Genomic DNA, 19,016 nt, shown 5'->3' on the forward strand with positions numbered 1-19,016 from the left:
TTTTTTCTGTTCTTAGTTAACTTCAGTCGTGCCCAGGCGGCAAATATGATACATATAGAAGCAACATAATAGGTAATATAAACCTCGGCTCAACACTATAACATGAACCCGAATAAACAACATCACAGCGACGTTGCTATCATCGGCAGCGGTGCCGCTGGCCTGTCTTTGGCGCTTTCTCTCGCCAACCATTGTCAAGTAACCGTACTCAGTAAAGGCGCTCTTAACGAGGGCTCCACCCTGTACGCCCAAGGCGGTATTGCGGCGGTATTCGATAAGAAAAACGACAGTATTGAATCCCATGTTGAAGACACCCTCACCGCCGGCGACGGTCTGTGCTCCCGCGAGGCGGTGCACTACACGGCCTCCAATGCCAAAACCTGTATGCGCTGGTTGATTGAGCAGGGTGTGCCCTTCGATATGGAAACCGATGACAAGGGTCATGAGCGCTATCACCTAACCCGTGAAGGCGGCCACAGCCATCGCCGTATTTTGCATGCTGCCGATGCCACCGGCCGCGCGGTGCAAACCACCCTCATTGAGCGGGTGTTGGCCCACCCCAATATTACGCTGTTGGAAAACTACAACGCCATCGACCTGATCACAGATGCCAAGCTCGGCAAAGAAGGCAAGCATTGTCATGGCCTTTACGTATTTAACCGCGCCAAGGAACGGGTCGAGATCATCAGCGCCCGCTTTGTGGCTTTGGCTACCGGCGGCGCCAGTAAAGTTTACCTCTATACCTCCAACCCGGATGTGGCCAGCGGCGATGGTATTGCCATGGCTTGGCGGGCCGGTTGTCGCGTTGCCAATATGGAGTTCAACCAGTTCCACCCCACCAGCCTGTATCATCCTAAGTTGCAAAACTTTTTGATCACCGAGGCGATGCGTGGCGAAGGCGCTTATCTACTGCGCCCGGATGGTACCCGCTTTATGCCGGAATTTGATGAGCGCGCCGAACTGGCGCCGCGTGACGTAGTGGCTCGGGCCATCGACTTTGAGATGAAGCGCCTGGGCGCTAATTGCGTCTACCTGGATATTTCCCATCGCGACAAAGAATTTATTATCGAACACTTCCCCACCATTTATGCCAAGTGCTTAAGTGTAGGGATAGATATTACCAAGGAAGCTATTCCCGTAGTGCCAGCGGCCCATTACACCTGTGGTGGAGTGATGACCGACTTTAACGGCAAAACGGATTTAGACAACCTTTACGCCATCGGCGAAGTCGCCTACACCGGGCTCCATGGCGCCAACCGTATGGCCAGCAACTCATTATTAGAATGTATCGTCTTTGCCCATGCGGCAGCCAAGGACATAGTCGCCAAGCTGAATTTGCCGTATGAGCCCACGGCCTTGCCACAATGGGATGACAGCCGGGTAAGTGACTCGGATGAAGAAGTAGTGATCACCCACAACTGGCATGAACTGCGCCTCTTTATGTGGGATTACGTCGGCATAGTGCGCTCCACCAAACGCCTGGAGCGAGCTCTGCGCCGGGTAGAATTACTGCAGCAGGAAATTTACGAATATTATGCCAACTTCCGCATCAGCAATGATTTGCTGGAGCTGCGCAACCTGGTGCAGGTAGCTGAGCTAATCATCCGCAGTGCCCTGGCGCGCAAAGAAAGCCGTGGCCTGCACTACACCCTGGATTATCCAGAGCACCTACCCGAAGCTCATATTACCGAGCTCAAACCTGGGGCTGACTAAGCGCCAATTGCACCGCCCGGGCACACTCACGAAAGTGTTCGGGCGTCATCGCCCTGGCGGCAATAAAGATATGATGACGTTTCCCGCCCATATCGTCTTGCAGCTGCAAATGAATTAAGCCCGGATAAACCCGGGATTGAGCCAACAGCCTACCGCTAACAGAAGCATTAGCTTGATGCACTTCGGCACGTTGTCCTTGGATCAGCAACTTGCCCTGATGTGGCCAACAGCGACGAAAACGAAACCAAAAATGGCAATAACCTAAGGCCAAAATTAAGGCACTGCACAGCGCCCAAAGCCATTGCGGGTGCGCCAATAAAAAGAGCGCATAGACAAAAACAAACACCGCCATAACCGGGCGGTGTTGTGGGATATTGTTTGAGAAGGCGCCGCTATACACGGACGCGGTCGAGGATGATCTTAACCAGACGCGCCAGCTCAGGGTCCTTACATTGCTCATGGCCCATAAACCAGGCGAACAGATCCGGATCATCCGCCTCCAGCAAACGTTGAAACACCGCCTTGTCTTCGTCATTTAAGGCATCATAGCCCTGCTCGACAAATGGCATAAACCATACATCCAGCTCCAACATGCCGCGACGACATGCCCAACGTAAACGCGCCTTACTATCTAAATTCGCCATGGTTTTCCTCTCAATAGTCTGCTGCCCAGCAGTGTAACAAAATCTCCTCCGGCTCACAGCTATTTTACGCTAAGGCGCTGTCATCAAAGAGGTGCTTAAGTTACACTAAGCACAGTAATTGCTCGTGCACTAAAGGAGTCATGCATGTCCACTTTGTCGGTTTATGTTACCGAAAACACCGCCATTTATGTTCATGGTGATGATGCCAAGTCTTACCTGCAAGGTCAGTTGACGCAAGACGTCATCGATATAGACGCCAACACCTGGCGCTGGGCCGGTCAGTGTAATGCCAAAGGCAAGCTGTGGGCCTGTTTTCGCATTAGCCAGTATCAGCAAGGCTATGTGCTTATTTGCTCAAACACCGAAGCACAATTTGCTCTTGCCGAGTTAAAAAAATACGCGGTATTTAGCAAGGTCGAGATCGAACAGCTCGACGCCCAGATATTGGGAGTGATAGCGCCCAAGGCGGAGTTGGCCAGCCAGTTAAATATCGACATCAGCGGCAATGCCCATCAATGGCAAGAAAACCTAGTGCTCCTCTTGGACGACCAACGCGCCCTCTTTATTGGCGATAACAGCGTTCTGCCCGAGCCGCAACAAGGCGGCGAGTTTGCCTGCGCACAAATTAAAGCTGGCGAGCCAAGCCTGAATGCCGAAGCTATCGATGCCTATGTGCCGCAAATGGTTAACCTGCAGGCCCTAGGTGGTATCAGCTTTAACAAGGGCTGTTACACAGGTCAGGAAACCGTGGCGCGTATGAAGTACCTGGGTAAAAACAAGCGTGCCATGTTTGTACTACGAGCTGAGCATGAGGGCATCTTAGCCCCCGAGCTAGATGCAGAGCAAAACCCACTCGACTTAGAGCGCCAGGTTGGCGATAACTGGCGTCGTGCCGGTAGCTTAATCGCCCAAGCCAGCGCCAATGGCGAACTTTTTGGCCTTGCCGTGTTGCCAAATGATACTGAGCAAGATGTTCAGCTTCGCGCAAAACACGCTCCACAGGTGCTGTTCACCATTGCACCTTTGCCTTACTCACTGACAGAAGATTGATCTGGAATACATTATGAATATAGCTGACAACAAAGTCGTTACTATGCACTACAGTGTGGTCGACAAAGCGGACAACACCATAGACAACACCTTTGATGGCGAGCCACTGGTATTTATCGTAGGTACCGGCTTTTTGATCCCTGGCCTGGAGCAAGCGCTTCAAGGTAAACAGGCTGGCGACACCTTTAGCGTCGAAGTTGAGCCAAAAGACGGCTACGGTGAACGTCATGAGCAACTAATGCAGGCGGTACCTAAGGCCATGTTCGAAGGCATGGATATTGAGGTTGGCATGCAGTTTCGTGCCACCACGGATGACGGCGAGCAAACCGTGATCATCGTTGATATTCAGGGTGAAGATGTGATTGTCGACGGTAACCACCCGCTAGCCGGTATTGCGTTGAAGTTCGACGTCGAAGTAGTTGATGTACGCGATGCGACCGCCGAAGAATTGGCCCATGGTCATGCCCATGGTGCTGGCGGCTGCGGCCACGATCACTAAGAAAGCTTTTTTGTAAGCGAAAAAGGACGCTGATGCGTCCTTTTTTTATGCTTCTTGGCTAGGCGACTGCTTAGTCGAAGGCCCTGGCGAAGGCTCCGGCGAAGGCTCCGGCAAATACCCAGACAAATGCTTGTTGATGGCTTCGGCCAGGTGCTCGGCCTCATTGCTGCCAACCCGATAAAAGGTCCCGTCCTCTAACTCAATAGCCACAGCGGCAAAGCCATTGGCACTGTAGACCCAGCCATCATGGGTAATGCGAATACCGATACCATGACGAAACGAGTTACTGACTACGGCCACGGATTTAATTTCACTAAAGGCCAAACGCTTTTTGCCAACTCCCGGACCAAAAAACCATTCCACACCTTGTTCATCCACTCGTACCGTCAGGCCATGAAATAAAAAGGCACAGACTGCCAGTATTGCCGCAAACATGAGCATGGGGCCATCGCTGCCCATTAGGTAGAACGCCATACCGACAAAGGTGCCGATCCACAAGATTAGGGCCAAAATAGCCCAGGCATATTGTTTATGCTGATACATAGAAATTAAACTCTTTTAGTCAAAACTGTAGACAAAGGTGGCGCTTAGCTCGGAGTCATAGGTGTGTTTTAACGTCTCTGGCTTGGAGTTATAGCGATACAAGTAGGCAAACTTTAGCGAAAGCTGGCCCATAATCTGGCTAATTAAGGAGGTTTCCGACTTTAACCGTGAGTTTAACCCAGACAGGGATTGCTCGGCACTTATAAACTGATTAAAGCGGGTGCGTTTCGACACCTTACGCTCCCACTGCAGGGCAAGGCGCAACAGATAGCCGGTCACATCGCCATCGTTTTGCTCAGCCTCTTCCTCGCCTTCGGCCTCATCAAGGTCAACCTTAGACACATAAAGTCCGGGACCTATATCAAAATCCACGGTATTTTTTACACCGCGATACAGACGATTGCCGTACCCGGTTGCCACCGTAGCCTTAAAATCCAGGCCAGAGAATTCATCATCTTCATAATCGCCGTACAAAAATAAAGAGGCGTCTTCACTGCCCACCTTATAGTTGGATTGCCCGGAGACAAAAAAGCGCTGTGCTGAGATGGTTTCTTCACCGGTTTCGCTGTCGACATCGCGACGATAAAGGGAGTCGAATTTAAACTGGTTTCGCCAATGGGTGAAGTCCTGATAGACGTTGGCGCGCAGTTTAAAACTGGTTGAGTCTGTGTTGCCCCTGGTGACGATAAAGCCAAACTCGGCATCGCCGTAGAACATTTCGCCCTGATGTATTTCATGGATTTCGGCATCCGTTAATTGTCCGTATTCGTGAAAGTCTTCAAACGGATCCACCGCCCAACAACTCAAACTAAAACAACCAAGGAGGACTACCAAAAACCGCATACTAACTACTTACTCTTTCCAAATAACGTGACAAAAAGGGGCGTCCTGATCTCGGCTGATCAACACCCGGGCAAAAACGATATCTTCATTTTCCAGCTCCAGACCTATGGTCACTTCACTGTAAAATTCTGGCTCGATTTCCATTGCCACTATGCTCTGCCAGTCCGCGCTTGGTTCACTTTCTTCAATAAAACCCAGCTCTTCTCTGTGAGCATTAAAGTCATCAATATCCTGTTCGCTCAAATGTTCGGGAGCGAGCTCTAAAAACACTTCATACGCGTGGTGAGTGATCTCTTCGGCGCTAAATAATCTGGGTCCGGACATGCTGGCTTCTTTATTTACTCTTGTTTGTGCCGATAATAACAAAAGTTATGGGCAATGTGCATAGGACCAATAAAAAGCCGGGAAATTCCCGGCTTGTTGATATTTTTTATTCTTGGGGGTTCGGGTCTATGCCGAGCTTACGCTTAACCCCCTCACGCATATTCTGCACATAGGTGTAGAAGAGCGGAACCAATAAGGTACCCAGTACGGTCGCCGCTATCATCCCTGACATTACAGTGACACCCAGAGACACCCGACTGGCGGCACCAGCACCGGTCGCCAATACCAAAGGCAGCACCCCAAGTACAAACGACAAGGCGGTCATGAGTACGGCGCGAAAACGCTGCTCGGCGGCAATTTTCGCGGCTTCGAAAATAGTCTTACCGGCGGCTCTTTGCTCCATGGCAAACTCAACGATCAGAATCGCGGTTTTGGTCGACATACCTATCAATAATACAAAGCCTACCTGAGCATAAATATTATTGGTCATGCCGAGCATATAGAGGGTGCTCATGGAACCGAAAATCGCCAGCGGGACCGCGGCAATAACCGAAAAGGGTATGGTCCAGCTTTCATATTGGGCCACCAGGAACAAGAACACGAACAGCACGGCTAAAGCAAACAAGACACCGGCCAAATCCCCGGCCATGATCTCCTGACGAGTCTGCCCCGCCCAGTCGAACACATAACCGTCAGGCAACCCGGCAGAGAGTTCCTGCATCACCTTAATGGCATCACCGGTGGAATAACCAGGAGCGGCGTTACCTGTGACGCTCACGCTGCGATACAGATTAAAGTGATTCATGCTGGTTGGGCCAAGTATAGGTCGCAAGGTGGCAACCGTGGTCAGCGGCACCATATCCCCTTGGTTATTACGCACATAGTAGTACTGCAAGTCCTCTGGCTTGGCGCGATACTCGGCCTCAGCCTGGATATTCACCTGATAGGTACGACCAAATTGGTTAAAGTCATTGATATACAAGGAGCCCAGCTGAGCCTGCAAGGTAAGGAAGATATTACCTAAAGTGATCCCTTGCGCCTTGGCCTTGTTACGGTCGACCTCCAGGAAGTATTGCGGCGAATTGGCGCGGAAGGTACTGAATACGCTTTGCAGCTCAGGGCGTGAATTAGCCTCGTAAATCAAGCCATTCATCACCCCGGCCAGCTCGGCCGCGTCGCGCCCTTCGGAGTCGAGCAGGCGATATTCAAAGCCGGAGCTGGCGCCCAGGCCCGGGATAGGTGGCACGTTAAAGACCATGGCCTGAGCATCGGGCAGCGCCCATAATTGCCCCTGCAAACGGCTAATAACCTGGTTGATTGATAATTCTGCTGTGGTGCGCTCTTCCCAGTCTTTAAGCACCACAATGCCCAGAGCGTTGTTAGAGCCGGCACCACCCAAGAGTGAGAAGCCCGATACGCCAACAAAGTCTGCGGTCGCCGGATCTTGCGCTATGATGTCACCTATTTTTTGCACCACGGCATCGGTACGCCCTAAGGCCGCCGCATCCGGAAGCTGGATATCGACAAATACGAAACCCTGATCTTCCGGTGGCACAAAACCGGTAGGCACGTTTTTCGCCAACCAGCCGGTGGCCACAAACAGCACTACAACGATAATACCGATACGACCGGCACGCTTAAGTAAAAAGCCGATAATCCCCGTATAGCCCTTGGTCGAGCTGGTGATCACGTTTTCAAATGGACGCAACCATTTAATCGGTTTCATTTTCTCGGCACTAAGCAACAAGGTACAAAGGGCCGGGCTCAGGGTCAGCGCGTTTACCGATGAAATCAGTACCGCAAAGGAGATGGTCACAGAAAACTGCTTATATAGCTCACCCGTGATCCCCGGCATAAAGCCGACAGGCACAAACACCGCCAGCAATACTAAGGTGGTGGCGATAATGGGCCCACCCACCTGAGACATGGCCTTAAAAACCGCATCCTTAATCGGAAGCTTTTCTTCTCGTAAAATACGCTCAACGTTTTCGATAACGATAATGGCGTCATCCACCACTATACCTATGGCCAGTACCAAACCAAACAGGGTGATCAGGTTAATGGAAAAACCCATGGCCAACATGGCGGCAAAGGTGCCGATCAGTGAAACCGGAATAGCCAGGGTGGGGACCAGGGTTGCGCGCCAATTTTGCAAGAATAAGAAGACCACTAAGATCACCAGGCCTACCGCCTGGAACAGAGTCACTTTAACTTCTTCTATAGAGCGGTTGATAAACTTGGTGGTGTCATAAGGGATTTTATATTCAAGCCCGTCGGGGAACTGCTTTGACAGCTCCTCCATCCGCGCTTTAACCTTTTCGGCAACCTCAGTCGCATTGGCGTCGCTAAGCTGATAGATAACGATAAAGCCGGTGTCTTGCTGATTCAACTTGGCCGTACCGGCATAGCTCTTGGCGCCACGCTCAACGCGGGCAATATCCTTTAAGCGAACAAAATCGCCATCTAGGTTGGAGCGAATAATGGTTTCACCGAATTCCTGCGGCGTTATAAAGCGCCCCTGTGCTTGAATAGCATATTCAAATTGCTGATTCGGAAGCGCCGGGGAAGCACCGAGTTTACCGGCGGCCACCAAGGTATTTTGTTCTTCCAGGGCGGTTTTCACTTCTACAACCGTCACCCCAAGAGAGGCCATTTTATCCGGCCTTAACCAGACCCGCATGGAGTAAGTCAAATCACCCATGACACTAGCCTCTGCCACGCCTGGAATACGACTGAGCGGCTCGGTCAGATAGTTAGTGGCATAGTTACTTAAAAAGCTGGAGTCCATATCCGGATTGTCTGAGTACAGACTCACACCCATCAACATGTTGCTCGACATTTTTTTCACCGACACGCCCTGGCGGCGTACTTCTTGCGGCAAGAAAGGTTCGGCTAGGGAGACCCGGTTTTGCACATTCACCTGAGCCATATCGGTATCCGTACCCACCTCAAAATACACGGTTATGGTGGCCGAGCCATTATTGCGGAGGTGGACTCGATATACATCATGCCTTCAACGCCATTGATCTTTTCTTCAATGGGCCGGATCACGGTTTCTTCTATGGTTTGGGCGCTGGCACCAGCGTAAAAAGCCGACACCTGAACCTGGGGCGGGGTAATTTGCGGGTACATGTTGACCGGCAATTGGGTCATGGCAATAAGCCCGGCTAAGGTGATCACAATGGAGATCACCAAAGCCAATTTCGGTCTATAAATAAACGTCTTACTGATCATTGGAGACTCTCTTATTGTTTGTCGCTAAGGGTACCGGTTTTTTTGTCTATCTGCTTTGGCACCGGCTGCACGCTAATACCTGAGCGCACCTTTTGTAAGCCTTCAACTATCACTCGCTCGCCTTGCTCAAGGCCCGAGTCAACAACCCACATGGCATCGATGCGACGGCCCAATTTCACCAAGCGCTGCGCCACGGTATTATCTTCTTTAACCACCAGCACAAAGTTACCCTGCTGATTCACCTGCACCGCCGCTTGCGGCACCAGGGCCTGCTTTTGCTTCTCTTTACTTTCTACAATCAGGGTCACAAACAACCCAGGCATCACTATGCCGTCCGGGTTATCAAACTTGGCACGCAGTTCCACCGTGCCCGTGCTACGATCAATTTTGGTGTCGGCAAAGTCGAGCTCACCGTTTTGCGCAAAATCCGTATTGTTTGGTAAACGCAGGGCCAGATCTAATTGCACCTTACTGGGATCTGCGTTCTTTTGCTGTTGCTGCTGTTGATAGGTAATGTAATCCGCTTCCTCAACCTGGAAGTTAACGTAGATAGGGTCGATATCGGTCAACTCGGCTAACGAGCCGGAGTTAGGGCCAACGATATTACCAACATCGTAATTTACCTTACCTATCATGCCGCTAAAAGGCGCTTGAATTTCGGTATAGCCCAGGTTCAACCTCGCCTTTTCCAATCCGGCTTCACTGGCCTTAACGGCAGCAAGCGCCTGATTGTAGTTGGTTTCTAACTTGTCTAAGTCGGCGGCAGAGATAAAGCCATCGGAGGCAATTTCACGACCACGCTTAAGATCGCGCTCTGCCCTGTCGGCAATGGCCTTATTGCTGCGCAAGGTAGCCTCAAGTTCACTGACGCTGGCACGGTATTCGGAAGGATCAATCTTTAACAGCAACTGCCCTTTTTCAACTTGAGAACCCTCAATAAAGGTGCGTTCAATCAGCTCCCCAGACACCCGCGCCTGAATACTGGCTTCCTGAAATGCCTCGGTGCGAGCCACAAATTCACGATATTGACCAATTTCCTCTACTTGAACATCATAGACCGATACTGCGGGAGCAGGGGCGTTCTGATTGGCGACGGGTTTTTCTGAGCACCCTTGGACCAGTGTTAACGTAGCACCCGTAAGCGCCACGGCTAAGATCTTCTTTGTAAATGAACTTTTATTCGAAGGTACGCCGAGCATACTCCCTCTCCTTGATAGCTAATAATGATAAGCGCGCAATTAATCCCCGCGGAGATTACATCAAGTCGACCTCAATAGCGCTTCTCAGTTCTTTGAAAATATAGACTAATTTGTGACTTACTGTATTTATCCTTAGATTATATAAATACCATGTAAACAAACTTATTGTTGAATAAATTACATACTATCAATGAAGTTGCATAACAAAATGACAGGGCAAACCCTTTGCGTTACATTGCTAGTGGTCAGAGGAGATAATAATGATAACGCTCAGCTTTAAAGAACAAATAGCCCATGTCACCCTAGCACGGCCGCAAAAGCGTAATGCCTTGAATTATGAGATGTTTAAACAGCTTGATAAGGTCATAAAAACCATTAAAAAGCGTAAGGATATACGCGCTGTAATTCTGGATGCCCAAGGCCAGGATTTTTGTAGCGGCCTGGATGTTAAAGGTGTGATGGCCAAGCCGCGTCAGGTAGCGTCGCTACTGTTTAAATGGCTGCCGGGCAATCAGAACCTGGCGCAGCGCGTAACCTTAGGCTGGCAAGAATTAAATGTGCCAGTAATAGCCCTGACGCAAGGGCGCTGTTGGGGCGGCGGCTTGCAAATCGCTCTTGGCGCAGACTTTCGCATTGCCAGTAAGGATGCCAGCTTTGCCATTATGGAGGCACGCTGGGGCTTGTGTCCGGATATGGGCGCCAGCTTGATTATTCCAAGCCTGCTTAAAGCCGATGACTATCAACGCCTGGCGCTGACGGCACAGCCGATTGATGCAGTTCAGGCGCGCGAAATCGGGCTTATCTCTGCCATAGAGGAAAACCCCATGGCCGCGGCAGAGGTGCTGATCGCTGATATCATCGAACGCTCCCCAGATGCTATGGCCGCCATTAAGCGTCTGACCACCAGTGCTTACCGCCAAGGTCACAGGCGCCAATTAGCAAAAGAAACCTGGTCGCAGGTGCGCCTGCTTATGTGTAAAAATACCCGTATCGCCGTTAAAAACGCCAGCAGTGATAAACAATATGACTATCAACACCGCCGCTCTTGGTAAGCATGCCAAAACGGCTTTGCAGCTACTGAGAAGCTGGGCCATTTTAAGCGCCTTTCTCGTTGTTGCACATTTAGTGAGTGACCACTTGGCGCTCACCTTCCCGGCACCGCTCAGCGCCATGTTGGCACTGTTTTTAACCCTGCAGCTTGGGCTAATAAAGTTGCACTGGTTGCTGCCGGGCACACAACCCTTGCTTAATTTTATGCCGCTGTTTTTCGTGCCCGCCGCCGCCAAGGTGGTAGAACATAGCCCGCTTATTAGCGAGCACTGGTTGGTGCTTTTGCTTTGTTTGTTTTTGGTACCGGCGCTGGGCTTAATCAGTATAGGCTTTTTAATGCAAAGGCTAAGGGGCACATCATGATGTGGCTGGCGCTACCTTTGACCATTATCGCTTTTCTGTGTTTACGCCAGCTCCACGCTAAAGTGAACTCACCGCTGTTAAACCCTGTCTTATGGACCATAATTGCGTCCGTTTTATGCCTGCTGCTGTTTGACCTTGATCTGCCCGGCTACAGCCGAGCCACGTCTCCCTTTAATTACCTCTTGGAACTGGCCGTGGTAGCACTGGCGGTGCCCTTGTATAAACAAATACATCAGCTTAAAAAGCAACTGCTGCTGATCCTTATCGCCGTAGCCGTGGGTGTTATTATGGCAACCAGCAGTGCCTATGTTATTGCCACCTTACTTAATGCCCCACAGCAACTAAAGGCATCCTTAGCCAGCCTTTCGGTGACCACACCCATCACCCTGTTAGTGACCGAACAACTGGGCGGCATCGGCAGCATAGCCGCCTCCATGGTGATCCTTATTGGCGTAGTCGGCGCCATCGTCGGCTTTAACCTGTTGCGCCTGTTTGGCATCAAGGAGCGCAGTGCCCAGGGCCTGGCCTTGGGCGGTGCCTGTCATGCCATAGGTACGGCAACCGCCATCGCAGATAACGAGTTAAGTGCTGCCTATGCCTCAGCAGCCATGGCATTAAGCGCCATACTCACACCGCTTTTGGTACCACTTTATTATCCCTGGCTGGTGCACTGGGTAGGATAAGCAACCGCACCCTTAGCTCTCACTCTTACCTTGCTTTCTCACTAGCAAGGTAAGTGCTTACTTACACCTGTGGCAAATATGCTTTACTATCCCCTTGGGCGATATCGACCACTGAGCTTTTTTCATTATTGCTTTTTTATTACACTGAAATCCGAGCAAGGAGTGCCTAGGCGTGCTGTGCTTGTTATTTTTACGTAATTTTATGGGAATCAAAAATGAAAACTAAGCTCCCGCTACTTAGTCTAATTGCCGCGGCAACACTAACCGCTTGTAGTTCAACCAATAATGCTCTGTATTTTGAACGAGCACAGCTGCAGCAGGATATCAGCTACCTGGCCAGCGACGACCTCAAAGGCCGCAAAAGCTTCTCTAAGGAAATTGACGTTGCCGCCGACTACATAGTCGAGCGTTTTACCAGCATAGGTTTGCAACCCATGCCGGGTACCCAAAGTTTTAAACAGCAATTCAATCTGCACTCCGTGATTCCCAAGTCCGTATCGGTCGCGCTAGATGGCCAGCTAATCGCAGCAGAACGAGTCGCTACTGTATCTCAGTCTGCCGGCTTTTCTTGGCAACAAACTCATGAGCTGATTATCACTCATATCTCCGCCGACGCTGACCTTCGTGAACAACTGCGCAAATTAAACCAACAAGGTGGTAATCACCTGGTTCTTATTGATAAAGCTCACGAAGAAGTCTTCAGCCGTTATCAGAACTATTTTAATAATGGCCTGACCAAGCTGGAGCTTAAAGACCAAGGTGCCATGGTCTTGGTGCTAGACCATCAGGGTGAAGTAAAAGATCTGGACGTTAAAGTAGTCAATGAGGTTAAGACGCAGCAACTAACCAATGTTGTTGGCGTGTTACCCGGTAAGCGCAAAGACACCGACATGGTACTTTTTAGCGCTCACTATGATCACCTGGGCGAAAGCAAAGGCGATCAACATGACCATCAGCAAGAAGCGAGCGAAGAGCAGGATACCATTTATAACGGTGCCAACGACAACGCCTCTGGCACGGGCGCCATGTTGAATCTGGCGCAGCATTATGCCCACCTTGGTGATAATGAGCGCACCCTGATGTTTGCCGCCTTCACCGCGGAAGAGATGGGTTTGATCGGCTCAAAACACTTTGCAAAGACGCAAAACCCGGATGCGATTGCCGCCATGATCAACATCGAAATGATCGGTAAACCCTCTCCATTTGGCAGCGGTAAGCTGTGGATGACGGGAGCTGACAAGTCTGACTTACAAGCCCTGTTAAACCAAAGCCTGCCCGAAGAAAATCATATTCAGGCCAACCCCTATCCTAAGCTGAATTTATTTTACCGCTCCGATAATGCCTCATTAGCGGGCATGGGCGTACCCGCACATAGCTTTAGTTCAACGGATATGGCCAATAACGACCACTACCATACACCGAAAGACGAGCTGGCTAACCTGGATTTTGAATCTATTTATAAGTCGGTAACCTTATTGGCCATGGCAAGCGAGCCGCTGGTAAGCGCGAAAGCCACGCCCTCACGCGTAGCCCCGTTAAAGGATGACGCCGAAGGTAAAATTTACTGATCTTAATTAGCTAATTAGTTATAAGGCGGCCTAAGGGCCGCCTTTTTTATATCCGTAAGGTTATTTCAGGCAATAAAAAACCCCGACCATTGCTGATCAGGGTTTGTTTATTAGTGGTGCCCAGAGGCGGATAAAATTGTCCGGAACAATTTTAGACAGCGGCGGCTGGCCGCTTAGCCTTGGATAAGCGGTGAACTACAGGGAGGTAGTTCACAATCGAACCACCGACAATAAAGAGCGTGAGATTACGCCTGGGCCACTAAACGATAGGCAATAAAAAACCCCGACCATTGCTGATCAGGGTTTGTTTATTAGTGGTGCCCAGAGGCGGATAAAATTGTCAGGAACAATTTTAGCCAGCGGCGGCTGGCCGCTTAGCCTTGGATAAGCGGTGAACTACAGGGAGGTAGTTCACCATCGAACCACCGACAATAAAAAGCGTGAGATTGCGCCTGAGCCACTAAATTTCAGGCAATAAAAAACCCCGACCATTGCTGATCAGGGTTTGTTTATTATTGGTGCCCAGAGGCGGAATCGAACCACCGACACGGGGATTTTCAATCCCCTGCTCTACCGACTGAGCTATCTGGGCAAAATACTTTGCTCTGCTTCTAATTCATCCATGAAGCGAGGTCCTGTCGTCATCCTGACTCCACCTCAACGAACTGCGAAGCTTTGCTTCGGTTTCGTTTCGCCCAACTGAGCTATCTGGGCAATAAAAATGGTGCTGTTTAGCACCACATTTAATAATGGTGCCCAGAGGCGGAATCGAACCACCGACACGGGGATTTTCAATCCCCTGCTCTACCGACTGAGCTATCTGGGCAAGAATTAGTTTCTTGTGCTCTAAATTCATCCATGAAGCGAGGTCCTGTCGTCATCCTGACTCCACCTCAACGAACTGCGAAGCTGTGCTTCGGTTTCGTTTCGCCCAACTGAGCTATCTGGGCAAATATAAATGGTGCCTGCTGCCGGAGTCGAACTGGCGACCTACTGATTACAAGTCAGTTGCTCTACCAACTGAGCTAAGCAGGCACACAAAAGTGTGCGTATTCTCGATTAAATCAAAAACACCAAATAATGGTGCCCAGAGGCGGAATCGAACCACCGACACGGGGATTTTCAATCCCCTGCTCTACCGACTGAGCTATCTGGGCGTGCGGCGTATTAAACGGTTTTTAGGGTATCAAGTCAACCATTTTTTAAAATAAACAATTCGTTTGCACACAATTCATGCAAACTGGGATTTTTTGCCGAAAATCCCAGCAAATCGCTTATTTTTCAGGAGGTCTGTAACCTTCGATTTCGACTTCTTTACCCTCGAAAAGGAAGCCCACCATCTGCTCCTCAAGGAAAGTACGATGCTCAGGCTCCATCATATTAAGGTGCTTCTCGTTGATCAGCATGGTTTGCTTTTGCTGCCACTGAGACCAGGCCTCTTTGGAAATATTATTAAAGATTTTCTCGCCCACTTCGCCTGGGTATAACTGATAATCCAGTCCTGGAGCTTCTTTTTGCAATTTTTGGCAAAATACTGTGCGTGCCATATTAATCCTCACCTACGCATCTGCTTATATTTGTCTGTTAGTTTACCCTAATGCACTAGTACTCGCATCTGCCAAGTGACGCTTTAGTTGCTTCAGCAACTTCTTGGTCGGGGCTGCGAGACCAACCTGAGGTTCATCCTCCAGGTCATAATCCAGAAGACCACCATCGGCCAGGGCTGCCGGTACCTTATCCAATTGCACTACCATAGGATTAATATTCAGCTGAAAATGGGAAAATATATGGGTAAATGACTCAAGTTCATGGGCTCTGCCTTGCCACCCTTGCTGTGCCACATATTGCTGCGCCTGATCCTTATCGGCAAATTCTAAAAAGCAATGCAGTCCGCCCCAAATCCCGCTATTGGGCCTTTTCTCCATATAGGTCTGCCCATTGATAACGGGAATAAGCATGGTACAGCTCTTCTTCGGTACCTGTTTTTTCGGCTTAGAGTGAGGAAATTCACCTACCTTATTATGTGTAAACGCCAGGCAGCGGCTTTTAAGCGGGCAGGGTTCGCAATCAAACTTGCTGCGAGAGCAGAGACTTGAGCCCAAATCCATCATGGCCTGATTAAACTGAGTAACACCATCTTTAGGAGTCAGCTGTTCACTAAGCTGCCACAGCTGATTTTCAACCTTTTTAACCCCATACCAGCCCTCAACCATAAAGCAGCGAGCCAACACACGTTTAACGTTACCGTCCAAAATGGGATGATGCTCCCCGCGCGATAAGCTTAAAATGGCGCCGGCGGTGGAGCGACCAATCCCTGGCAGTGCCATCACCTGCTCCAGGGTTTTAGGAAACTCACCCTTATGCTCAGCACAAATCAGCTTAGCGGTTTTATGCAGATTACGAGCTCGGGCGTAATAACCCAGCCCGGTCCAATGATGAAGCACCTCGTCCTCATCGGCCGCAGCCAGCTGCTCTATTGTGGCAAAGCGTGCCATAAAGCGATTAAAGTAGGGGATCACTGTGGCTACCTGGGTTTGTTGTAGCATGATCTCCGAAACCCAAACCTTATAAGGCGTTTTTGCTAATTGCCAAGGCAAGGTTTTACGCCCACATAAGTCGTACCAATCGACAATCTGCTCGGCGAACCAGGTTCGCATTTCTTGAGATAATTCCACTACATTACTCTTTGCTTTTTTAAATTGCGCCCAGTCTATAATTGTGTCGATAAATATCAATAGCCACCGACTTGTACTTAAGCACGCAAGTGGGGATAATACGCACCCATTTTCATTAGGACTGTCACTATCATGAGTGAATCAACACAAGAGGCTCTTGCGCAAGCCGAGCGCGAAGGCAAATACATTCGCAAGGTGCGCAGCTTTGTAAAACGTGAAGGCCGCTTAACCAAAGGTCAGGCAGCATCATTAGAAAAGTGTTGGCCAAGCATGGGCCTAGAGCATAAAAACGGCCTACTTGATTTCACCAAGGTATTTGGCAACGACAACCCAGTTGTGCTGGAAATCGGTTTTGGCATGGGTAAATCATTGGTCGAAATGGCCAAGAACGACCCAAACAGCAACTTTATCGGCATTGAAGTACACCGCCCTGGCGTGGGTGCTTGTTTAATGGATGCCGATGCCCAGGAAGTTACTAACCTGCGCGTATTCGAACACGATGCCGTAGAAGTGCTGGCAGATTGTATCGCCGATGGTTCACTGGCCAAGGTACAGCTGTTCTTCCCGGATCCTTGGCATAAAAAGCGTCACCATAAGCGTCGCATAGTACAGCCTGAGTTTGTCGAGAGCCTACGCAGCAAATTAAAAATCGGTGGTGTTTTCCATATGGCCACCGACTGGGAAAATTACGCCGAGCACATGCTTGAAGTAATGCAGGCAAGCGAAAACTACGCTAACCAGTCGCCTACCAATGACTATATGCCGCGCCCAGACTCGCGTCCCCTTACCAAGTTTGAACAACGCGGTCACCGTCTTGGTCACGGAGTATGGGATCTTATGTTCGAGCGCGTGAAATAAGATGCAGTTGAGTAATCCATCGCAGCTGTTGCTGCGCAGTGATGAGCTATTGAGCGCCGACTCAATTCTAGTGGTTAACTTTAACTGCGATGGTTTCGCTCACCAATTGCGAGCCCTGAACCCGCACGCAAATATTTGCCTGTTTAGTTACAATTTTGCCGACGGTCAGTTTGCAAAAAACCAACTAAGCGGCGCCAATGTCACTACTTTAGTGTCTCATCAGTTGCCGGAGCAAAAGTTTGATCTGGTGATCTACTACTACCCTAAGGCCAAGGCCGAAGCCCTGATGACACTGGATAATATTCGTGCCAGCATCAATGCTGATGCCAGACTTTTAGTCGTAGGCGAGAAAAAAGGTGGCGTTAAGTCTATCGAGAAACAGCTCAAAGATCTGGCTCAAGGTCATAAGCTTGACTCGGCCAAGCATTGCCAGTTGTATCAATACACGGATATCGCTCTGTTAACCGAGTTTGATATTAGCCGTTACCATAAAACCTTTACGCTAACCCGAGATATCGCCGGGCAAAGCATAGAGTGCAAGGTCGTCAGCCTGCCTGGGGTGTTTAACCATGGGCAATTGGACGACGGCACCGCCCTGCTGCTAGATAGCCTACCCGCTTATCCAAAAGCCAAAAGCTTACTGGACTTTGGCTGCGGCGCCGGCATTATTGCCAGCTTCTGTGCCAAGCGAAACCCTAAGGTCAAGGTTACCGGGCTCGACGTTAACGCCCTGGCTGGCTATGCCACGGCGCAAACCTTTGCCGCTAATGATGTAGATGGTGCAGTGTTACTGAGTGACGGCTTAAGTGAAGTGGATAAGCGCTTTGATCTGATCATTAGCAACCCACCGTTCCATACCGGCTTAAAAACCGATTATAAGATCACCGAACGCTTCTTTGCCGCCGCCAAGGATCATTTAAACCGAGGTGGCGAGCTAACCCTGGTGGCCAATAGTTTCCTGGCTTACCCAGAGCAACTGCAAACGCACTTTAAGCATCATGGTACCTTGGCAAAAACCAAACGTTTTGCCGTGTATCAAAACCGCTAAAGTACTTGCGCCCTGTTTAGCCGCGGCAAACCAGGGCGTTTTCGTATTCTACTTGCTAGCGTACAACCTAACTTAAGCTCCCGGCCATCCGCCAACAATAAATACAACACTCCTCGACGCACTAGATACACACCATTTTGCTGAAAGCGCCGCAAATAACCCCACCCCAATTTGGGATTGCAGCGTACAAATACACTGGCCTCACGATATTGCATGCGCTTGTCGCCACCAAAGCCCAGGCTATAACCATGATGCCTAACAGCATCAATCAACAAACCCAGTTGATGACGGTTTTTACGTATTCCTACTTGCCGCCCATAGGGATTACAGGCGGTAATTACACAGCCACTTGTCGCTTTGGGCAAGCGCTGGGCAAAAACAAAATAGGCCTGCGTATAAGCATCAAGGTAGACATCAAGTGATGCCGGAGCAATGTCTTTAACACCTGTTTTGAACATAAGGGTACTTCTCTCCTCACTCATTCTCTTGCTTACAACTTAATCATCTTATTGATAATGATCACACGGGGGCAGCATGGGTGTTTTTTTGTTTAACTAAACGCAACAAAAGTCGGAAAATACGTAAAAAAGCGTTATCAAACGTAAAAAAACACCTAAAAGTATAAAAACGAAGGAACTTTTTCACATAACAGCCATCCCATGCTTTGAAGGTAAAAAAGAGAATGATATACTATCTCCTTGGCTCAAAATTCACCCTTGAAT

The 19,016-nt window shown here is 49.7% G+C and carries 20 protein-coding genes and 4 tRNA genes; 9 read left to right on the top strand and 15 right to left on the bottom strand.

Annotation, left to right across the window (positions count from 1 at the left end):
- Positions 1 to 102: 102 nt before the first annotated feature.
- A complete protein-coding gene (nadB, locus tag C2M17_RS10725) occupies positions 103 to 1,713 on the top strand; it encodes an L-aspartate oxidase (protein WP_105200755.1) in 1,611 nt (536 codons plus the stop codon).
- On the opposite strand, the gene C2M17_RS10730 is transcribed toward nadB, so the two are convergent.
- Both C2M17_RS10730 and C2M17_RS10735 read right to left on the bottom strand, forming a co-directional pair.
- Positions 1,694 to 2,173, bottom strand: coding sequence for a protein YgfX (locus C2M17_RS10730; protein ID WP_158684011.1), 480 nt, complete (start codon positions 2,171 to 2,173; stop codon positions 1,694 to 1,696). The genes nadB and C2M17_RS10730 overlap by 20 nt on opposite strands.
- Positions 2,106 to 2,357, bottom strand: a complete 252-nt coding sequence (locus tag C2M17_RS10735) for an FAD assembly factor SdhE (RefSeq protein WP_105200757.1) — start codon at positions 2,355 to 2,357, stop codon at positions 2,106 to 2,108. The genes C2M17_RS10730 and C2M17_RS10735 overlap by 68 nt, the downstream gene beginning before the upstream one ends.
- Positions 2,358 to 2,501: 144 nt before the next feature.
- On the opposite strand from C2M17_RS10735, the gene ygfZ reads away from it, so the two are divergent.
- Positions 2,502 to 3,407, top strand: coding sequence for a CAF17-like 4Fe-4S cluster assembly/insertion protein YgfZ (ygfZ, locus tag C2M17_RS10740; protein WP_105200758.1), 906 nt, complete (start codon positions 2,502 to 2,504; stop codon positions 3,405 to 3,407).
- A gap of 13 nt (positions 3,408 to 3,420) precedes the next feature.
- Positions 3,421 to 3,906, top strand: coding sequence for an FKBP-type peptidyl-prolyl cis-trans isomerase (locus C2M17_RS10745; RefSeq protein ID WP_105200759.1), 486 nt, complete (start codon positions 3,421 to 3,423; stop codon positions 3,904 to 3,906).
- A gap of 45 nt (positions 3,907 to 3,951) precedes the next feature.
- Here C2M17_RS10745 and C2M17_RS10750 read toward each other — a convergent pair whose 3' ends face one another.
- From C2M17_RS10750 to C2M17_RS10770, 6 genes are all read right to left on the bottom strand, one after another.
- The gene (locus C2M17_RS10750) at positions 3,952 to 4,449 is read right to left on the bottom strand and encodes a hypothetical protein (RefSeq protein ID WP_233997964.1); all 498 of its coding nucleotides are present in this window, start codon (positions 4,447 to 4,449) and stop codon (positions 3,952 to 3,954) included.
- A 15-nt stretch (positions 4,450 to 4,464) separates the two neighbouring features.
- On the bottom strand, positions 4,465 to 5,292 hold the full coding sequence (locus C2M17_RS10755; protein WP_105200760.1) for a DUF481 domain-containing protein: 828 nt from the start codon (positions 5,290 to 5,292) through the stop codon (positions 4,465 to 4,467).
- Positions 5,293 to 5,301: 9 nt separating this feature from the next.
- A complete protein-coding gene (locus C2M17_RS10760; RefSeq protein ID WP_105200761.1) occupies positions 5,302 to 5,616 on the bottom strand; it encodes an HI1450 family dsDNA-mimic protein in 315 nt (104 codons plus the stop codon).
- Between the two features lie 106 nt (positions 5,617 to 5,722).
- Entirely contained in the window at positions 5,723 to 8,545 is a 2,823-nt protein-coding gene (locus tag C2M17_RS10765) for an efflux RND transporter permease subunit (protein WP_325050669.1), read from the bottom strand.
- 32 nt (positions 8,546 to 8,577) lie between these two features.
- Entirely contained in the window at positions 8,578 to 8,850 is a 273-nt protein-coding gene (locus C2M17_RS16175) for an efflux RND transporter permease subunit (protein ID WP_325050670.1), read from the bottom strand.
- Positions 8,851 to 8,861: 11 nt separating this feature from the next.
- A complete protein-coding gene (locus C2M17_RS10770) occupies positions 8,862 to 10,049 on the bottom strand; it encodes an efflux RND transporter periplasmic adaptor subunit (protein ID WP_105200762.1) in 1,188 nt (395 codons plus the stop codon).
- A 260-nt stretch (positions 10,050 to 10,309) separates the two neighbouring features.
- Here C2M17_RS10770 and C2M17_RS10775 point away from each other — a divergent pair, with 260 nt between their 5' ends.
- From C2M17_RS10775 to C2M17_RS10790, 4 genes are all read left to right on the top strand, one after another.
- Complete coding sequence (locus tag C2M17_RS10775; protein ID WP_105200763.1) at positions 10,310 to 11,101, top strand: crotonase/enoyl-CoA hydratase family protein; 792 nt, start codon at positions 10,310 to 10,312, stop codon at positions 11,099 to 11,101.
- Positions 11,073 to 11,462, top strand: a complete 390-nt coding sequence (locus C2M17_RS10780; protein WP_105200764.1) for a CidA/LrgA family protein — start codon at positions 11,073 to 11,075, stop codon at positions 11,460 to 11,462. Before C2M17_RS10775 ends, C2M17_RS10780 begins: the two co-directional genes overlap by 29 nt.
- Positions 11,459 to 12,145 carry an LrgB family protein gene (locus C2M17_RS10785; RefSeq protein WP_105200765.1) on the top strand — a complete coding sequence of 229 codons (687 nt, stop codon included), beginning with the start codon at positions 11,459 to 11,461 and terminating at the stop codon, positions 12,143 to 12,145. Before C2M17_RS10780 ends, C2M17_RS10785 begins: the two co-directional genes overlap by 4 nt.
- Before the next feature lie 215 nt (positions 12,146 to 12,360).
- The gene (locus C2M17_RS10790) at positions 12,361 to 13,713 is read left to right on the top strand and encodes a M28 family metallopeptidase (protein WP_105200766.1); all 1,353 of its coding nucleotides are present in this window, start codon (positions 12,361 to 12,363) and stop codon (positions 13,711 to 13,713) included.
- Between the two features lie 516 nt (positions 13,714 to 14,229).
- On the opposite strand, the gene C2M17_RS10795 is transcribed toward C2M17_RS10790, so the two are convergent.
- From C2M17_RS10795 to mutY, 6 genes are all read right to left on the bottom strand, one after another.
- Positions 14,230 to 14,305: transfer RNA gene (locus C2M17_RS10795), tRNA-Phe, on the bottom strand.
- A 158-nt stretch (positions 14,306 to 14,463) separates the two neighbouring features.
- A tRNA-Phe gene (locus C2M17_RS10800) sits at positions 14,464 to 14,539 on the bottom strand.
- Positions 14,540 to 14,672: 133 nt separating this feature from the next.
- Positions 14,673 to 14,748, bottom strand: a tRNA-Thr gene (locus tag C2M17_RS10805).
- Between the two features lie 46 nt (positions 14,749 to 14,794).
- Positions 14,795 to 14,870: transfer RNA gene (locus C2M17_RS10810), tRNA-Phe, on the bottom strand.
- Between the two features lie 117 nt (positions 14,871 to 14,987).
- A complete protein-coding gene (locus C2M17_RS10815; protein WP_105200767.1) occupies positions 14,988 to 15,260 on the bottom strand; it encodes an oxidative damage protection protein in 273 nt (90 codons plus the stop codon).
- 42 nt (positions 15,261 to 15,302) lie between these two features.
- A complete protein-coding gene (mutY, locus tag C2M17_RS10820) occupies positions 15,303 to 16,370 on the bottom strand; it encodes an A/G-specific adenine glycosylase (protein ID WP_105200864.1) in 1,068 nt (355 codons plus the stop codon).
- Positions 16,371 to 16,520: 150 nt separating this feature from the next.
- Here mutY and trmB point away from each other — a divergent pair, with 150 nt between their 5' ends.
- Positions 16,521 to 17,246 carry a tRNA (guanosine(46)-N7)-methyltransferase TrmB gene (trmB, locus tag C2M17_RS10825; RefSeq protein ID WP_105200768.1) on the top strand — a complete coding sequence of 242 codons (726 nt, stop codon included), beginning with the start codon at positions 16,521 to 16,523 and terminating at the stop codon, positions 17,244 to 17,246.
- A 1-nt stretch (position 17,247) separates the two neighbouring features.
- The gene (locus C2M17_RS10830; RefSeq protein WP_105200769.1) at positions 17,248 to 18,294 is read left to right on the top strand and encodes a methyltransferase; all 1,047 of its coding nucleotides are present in this window, start codon (positions 17,248 to 17,250) and stop codon (positions 18,292 to 18,294) included.
- On the opposite strand, the gene C2M17_RS10835 is transcribed toward C2M17_RS10830, so the two are convergent.
- Positions 18,291 to 18,752, bottom strand: a complete 462-nt coding sequence (locus tag C2M17_RS10835) for a DUF3293 domain-containing protein (protein ID WP_105200770.1) — start codon at positions 18,750 to 18,752, stop codon at positions 18,291 to 18,293. The two genes, C2M17_RS10830 and C2M17_RS10835, sit on opposite strands and share 4 nt — an antisense overlap.
- Positions 18,753 to 19,016 lie beyond the last annotated feature (264 nt).

The organism is Pseudoalteromonas sp. T1lg10 (assembly GCF_002964545.1).
In the GTDB taxonomy this organism is placed as follows: Bacteria; Pseudomonadota; Gammaproteobacteria; order Enterobacterales; family Alteromonadaceae; genus Pseudoalteromonas.

Coding starts and splice junctions, on each gene's coding strand:
- nadB (WP_105200755.1), top strand. CDS start 103: ATGAACCCGAATAAACAACATCACAGCGACGTTGCTATCATCGGCAGC.
- C2M17_RS10730 (WP_158684011.1), bottom strand. CDS start 2,173: ATGAGCAATGTAAGGACCCTGAGCTGGCGCGTCTGGTTAAGATCATCC.
- C2M17_RS10735 (WP_105200757.1), bottom strand. CDS start 2,357: ATGGCGAATTTAGATAGTAAGGCGCGTTTACGTTGGGCATGTCGTCGC.
- ygfZ (WP_105200758.1), top strand. CDS start 2,502: ATGTCCACTTTGTCGGTTTATGTTACCGAAAACACCGCCATTTATGTT.
- C2M17_RS10745 (WP_105200759.1), top strand. CDS start 3,421: ATGAATATAGCTGACAACAAAGTCGTTACTATGCACTACAGTGTGGTC.
- C2M17_RS10750 (WP_233997964.1), bottom strand. CDS start 4,449: ATGTATCAGCATAAACAATATGCCTGGGCTATTTTGGCCCTAATCTTG.
- C2M17_RS10755 (WP_105200760.1), bottom strand. CDS start 5,292: ATGCGGTTTTTGGTAGTCCTCCTTGGTTGTTTTAGTTTGAGTTGTTGG.
- C2M17_RS10760 (WP_105200761.1), bottom strand. CDS start 5,616: ATGTCCGGACCCAGATTATTTAGCGCCGAAGAGATCACTCACCACGCG.
- C2M17_RS10765 (WP_325050669.1), bottom strand. CDS start 8,545: ATGGCTCAGGTGAATGTGCAAAACCGGGTCTCCCTAGCCGAACCTTTC.
- C2M17_RS16175 (WP_325050670.1), bottom strand. CDS start 8,850: ATGATCAGTAAGACGTTTATTTATAGACCGAAATTGGCTTTGGTGATC.
- C2M17_RS10770 (WP_105200762.1), bottom strand. CDS start 10,049: ATGCTCGGCGTACCTTCGAATAAAAGTTCATTTACAAAGAAGATCTTA.
- C2M17_RS10775 (WP_105200763.1), top strand. CDS start 10,310: ATGATAACGCTCAGCTTTAAAGAACAAATAGCCCATGTCACCCTAGCA.
- C2M17_RS10780 (WP_105200764.1), top strand. CDS start 11,073: ATGACTATCAACACCGCCGCTCTTGGTAAGCATGCCAAAACGGCTTTG.
- C2M17_RS10785 (WP_105200765.1), top strand. CDS start 11,459: ATGATGTGGCTGGCGCTACCTTTGACCATTATCGCTTTTCTGTGTTTA.
- C2M17_RS10790 (WP_105200766.1), top strand. CDS start 12,361: ATGAAAACTAAGCTCCCGCTACTTAGTCTAATTGCCGCGGCAACACTA.
- C2M17_RS10815 (WP_105200767.1), bottom strand. CDS start 15,260: ATGGCACGCACAGTATTTTGCCAAAAATTGCAAAAAGAAGCTCCAGGA.
- mutY (WP_105200864.1), bottom strand. CDS start 16,370: ATGCGAACCTGGTTCGCCGAGCAGATTGTCGATTGGTACGACTTATGT.
- trmB (WP_105200768.1), top strand. CDS start 16,521: ATGAGTGAATCAACACAAGAGGCTCTTGCGCAAGCCGAGCGCGAAGGC.
- C2M17_RS10830 (WP_105200769.1), top strand. CDS start 17,248: ATGCAGTTGAGTAATCCATCGCAGCTGTTGCTGCGCAGTGATGAGCTA.
- C2M17_RS10835 (WP_105200770.1), bottom strand. CDS start 18,752: ATGTTCAAAACAGGTGTTAAAGACATTGCTCCGGCATCACTTGATGTC.